Below are 3018 nucleotides of genomic sequence, written 5' to 3'. Positions count from 1 at the left end.
TGCTCTCTCCTCCTGTTTATCTGCCCGGCCGCCCACCAACGTCCGGATGGCGATGAGGATTAGCCGTGCCGAGCTTGCGCTGGGCTGAACCATCCGAGCGCCAGACAAGAGCCGCCCCGCCATCCGGTGGGAGATGGCGGGGCGGGGAGGATGCGCGCGGCGAAAAGGCAGGAACACCGCGCGCGAGGGGGTTCAGAAGGGGTCAGCGCAGGCGGCGGATCCCGTCGAAGTCGATGAAGGGCGCGCCCCGGCCGTCAACCCGGCAGGTGAAGCTGCCGCGGTCGCCCCGGCCATATCCGCCGCCGACATCGATCCGGCCCTTGACCCGGAATCCGTCACGAGTGCGGTCGATATCGCGCACGTCGACCACGTCGGCATAGCGGTAGCCGCCGAAGCGCCGCGCCTGGTTCTCGGCGGCGCGCACGCTGTAGCGCGACATTCAAGGTGAGAGCAGCGCGACGATCAGGATGAGAAGTTGATTGTCGCGGCGCGACAGTTTCTGCGCATTCTGATTGTCGCTGGCAAGGGCTATTCGGCGTCCTGATTGTCGCGGACGGCTTCAAGGACCTTGGGCGTGGTGAAGTTGGCGGGGCGCCCGGGGCCTGCCCGCCGCGCCTCGGCGGTTCGCCGCCGGTAGCTTTCAACGTTCATCTCGAAGATCGTCGCGTGATGGACCAGACGATCCACCGCGGCGAGCGTCATGGCCGGATCGGGGAAGATGCTGTTCCACTCGCCGAAGGGCTGATTGGCGGTGATCAGCATCGAGCGGCGTTCGTAGCGGGCACTGATCAGCTCGAACAGGACCGATGTCTCGGCCTGATCGCGGCTGATATAGGCGAAGTCGTCGAGCACCAGCAGGTGGTACTTGTCGAGCTTTGCCAACGCGGATTCGAGCGCCAGTTCACGCCGGGCGACCTGGAGGCGCTGCACGAGGTCGGAAGTGCGCGCGAACAGGACGCGCCAACCATTCTCGACCAGCGCCAGGCCGATGGCAGCGGCGAGATGGGTCTTGCCGCCACCGGGAGGGCCGAACAGGATGAGATTGGCGCCCTGCTCAAGCCACCCGTCGCCTGCGCACATGGCCATGACCTGCGCCTTGGATACCATCGGGACGGCATCGAACGCGAAGGTGTCGAGGGTCTTTCCGGCGGGCAGTTTGGCCTCAGCCAGATGCCGCTCGGTCCGCCGCCGATCCCGTTCGGCGATCTCATGCTCGGCGAGCGCAGCCAGGAGGCGAGCGGCAGGCCAGCCTTCCTTGTCTGCGCGCGCAGCAAAGTCGCCCCACATATGCTTGATTGCCGGCAAGCGCAGCTCATTCAGCATCAGGCTGAGCCGCTGCGCGTCGATCATCGGGGGTGTGCTCATGCCGCCTCTCCCCAACCGATCAGGCTGTCGTAGGAGGCAAGATGCCCGAGCTTTACATCCACCTGAGGTAACTGCTCAGGATCAGGCGAGAACCGGGTGCGCAGGGCGGCGATGTCCGGGCATCGCCGCGCGGCAAGATCTGCTTCGAGCAGTCCGGCAAGCTCAGCCTCACAGGCGCGCTCGTGCGCCATGGCCAGCAGATCAACGGTAATCCTGCAGGCGGAGTGCTCGCCTTCATGCTCCAGCAGATGCTCGAACATCCGCCGGTAGGCGTCGCGGGGGAACAGGCTATCCCGGTAGACCAGCCCCATGAGCGCCATCGGCTTACGCCGCAGCGAGTGGATCACATGCCGGTAATCGACGATATGCCCATGCTTGCCATTGTCGCCAGCGCGGCCGCGCACCAGCGTCATCAGCAGCGTGCTGCCCAGGAACAGATCGATCCGGTCATCATAGAGCCGCGCGCGCAGGCGGTGTCCGATTAGCCTTGAGGGTACGGTGTAGAACACCTTGCGCAAGGTGAAGCCGCCCGATGAGGTGACCCTGACCAGCACGTTCTCATAATCACTCGTGCGCGTGTCGGGCAGCGGCTGCAAGGTCCGGCGCTCGACATCGATCGAAGGGGCATGGCGCCGATTGCGCGCTGTCACAACCTCATCGATGAAGCCGCGATACGCCGCCAGATCAGCAAAGTTGCTGCTCCCCCTCAGCAGCAAGGCATCCCTCACCACAGCCTTGATGTGGCCGTGAGAGCTCTCGATCGAGCCGTTCTCGTGGGCAACCCCTGTGTTGTTGCGGGTCGGCTCCATCCCGTAATGCTGACACAGCGCATCATATCGCGTGGTCAGATCAGCGCGGGCATCGGCGTCAAGATTACGGAACGCAGCCGACAGGCTATCCGTCCGGTGAAGCCGGGGAGCACCGCCTGCCGACCACAAGGCGTTCTGCAGCCCCTCAGCCAAGGCAACATAGCTCTCGCCGCCCAGGATCACATGGCAGTGCTCGAACCCGCCATAGGTCAACCGGAAGTGATAGAGCATATGCTCCAGCGGCACGCCTGCGACCGTGACGTTGAGATCGCCCATATGGGTAAAGTCCGACAGGCCAAGGCGGCCCGGCTCATGCAACTGCCGGAAGATGACCTCGCGCTCGGGCCCATGCAGCGCACGCCAGCCCCTGATCCGCCGCTCCAGCGTCCGGCGCGCAAACGGCAGATCGCCGTGACGGCGGCGCAGCTCCTCAAAGATCGCAATTGGACGAAGACCGGGCGCTGTTTCCAACAGCGGCACAACCTCCTCGTCGAAGAACCCCGCAAGCGGATCGGGACGTCGGCGACCGCGGGGCGCCTTCGTCTGCGAAGGCAGCTGCGGATCCTTCAACAGCCGGTAGCCCGCAGCCGGGCTCATCCCCGCCTTCGCCGCAGCTACGGCCACCGGGTGGTCTTTCCTCAATGTCATAAACAGCCTCATCTGATGATCGGTTATGTGACGGCCAGGCACACGGCAGGTCCTCCGCAACAGGAAAACCCAACCATAAAGCTTCGTCGGCCGGATCGGCACAGCGACGCTGACCAATGCGGCGGGCGGGACGCTCAATATCTCCACTTCGGCCACCGCCAACGCTGCCGGTTCTGCCGGGGCATCGGCGCAGCTT

At 64.9% G+C, this 3018-nt stretch carries 3 protein-coding genes; all 3 read right to left on the bottom strand.

Annotated features, from left to right (window positions below):
* Nucleotides 1-202: 202 nt before the first annotated feature.
* Nucleotides 203-439 (bottom strand): hypothetical protein, encoded by a 237-nt coding sequence (locus KAY22_RS27115; protein ID WP_296626150.1) that lies wholly within the window; start codon nucleotides 437-439, stop codon nucleotides 203-205.
* Between the two features lie 89 nt (nucleotides 440-528).
* A complete protein-coding gene (gene istB / locus KAY22_RS27110; RefSeq protein WP_296626149.1) occupies nucleotides 529-1365 on the bottom strand; it encodes an IS21-like element helper ATPase IstB in 837 nt (278 codons plus the stop codon).
* On the bottom strand, nucleotides 1362-2834 hold the full coding sequence (gene istA, locus KAY22_RS27105; protein ID WP_296626151.1) for an IS21 family transposase: 1473 nt from the start codon (nucleotides 2832-2834) through the stop codon (nucleotides 1362-1364). Before istA ends, istB begins: the two co-directional genes overlap by 4 nt.
* Nucleotides 2835-3018 lie beyond the last annotated feature (184 nt).

Source organism: Rhizorhabdus sp., from assembly GCF_018006725.1.
Lineage (GTDB): Bacteria > Pseudomonadota > Alphaproteobacteria > Sphingomonadales > Sphingomonadaceae > Rhizorhabdus.
This window is presented reverse-complemented; position numbering and strand designations above follow the sequence as displayed.

Coding starts and splice junctions, on each gene's coding strand:
- KAY22_RS27115 (WP_296626150.1), bottom strand. CDS start 439: ATGTCGCGCTACAGCGTGCGCGCCGCCGAGAACCAGGCGCGGCGCTTC.
- istB (WP_296626149.1), bottom strand. CDS start 1,365: ATGAGCACACCCCCGATGATCGACGCGCAGCGGCTCAGCCTGATGCTG.
- istA (WP_296626151.1), bottom strand. CDS start 2,834: ATGAGGCTGTTTATGACATTGAGGAAAGACCACCCGGTGGCCGTAGCT.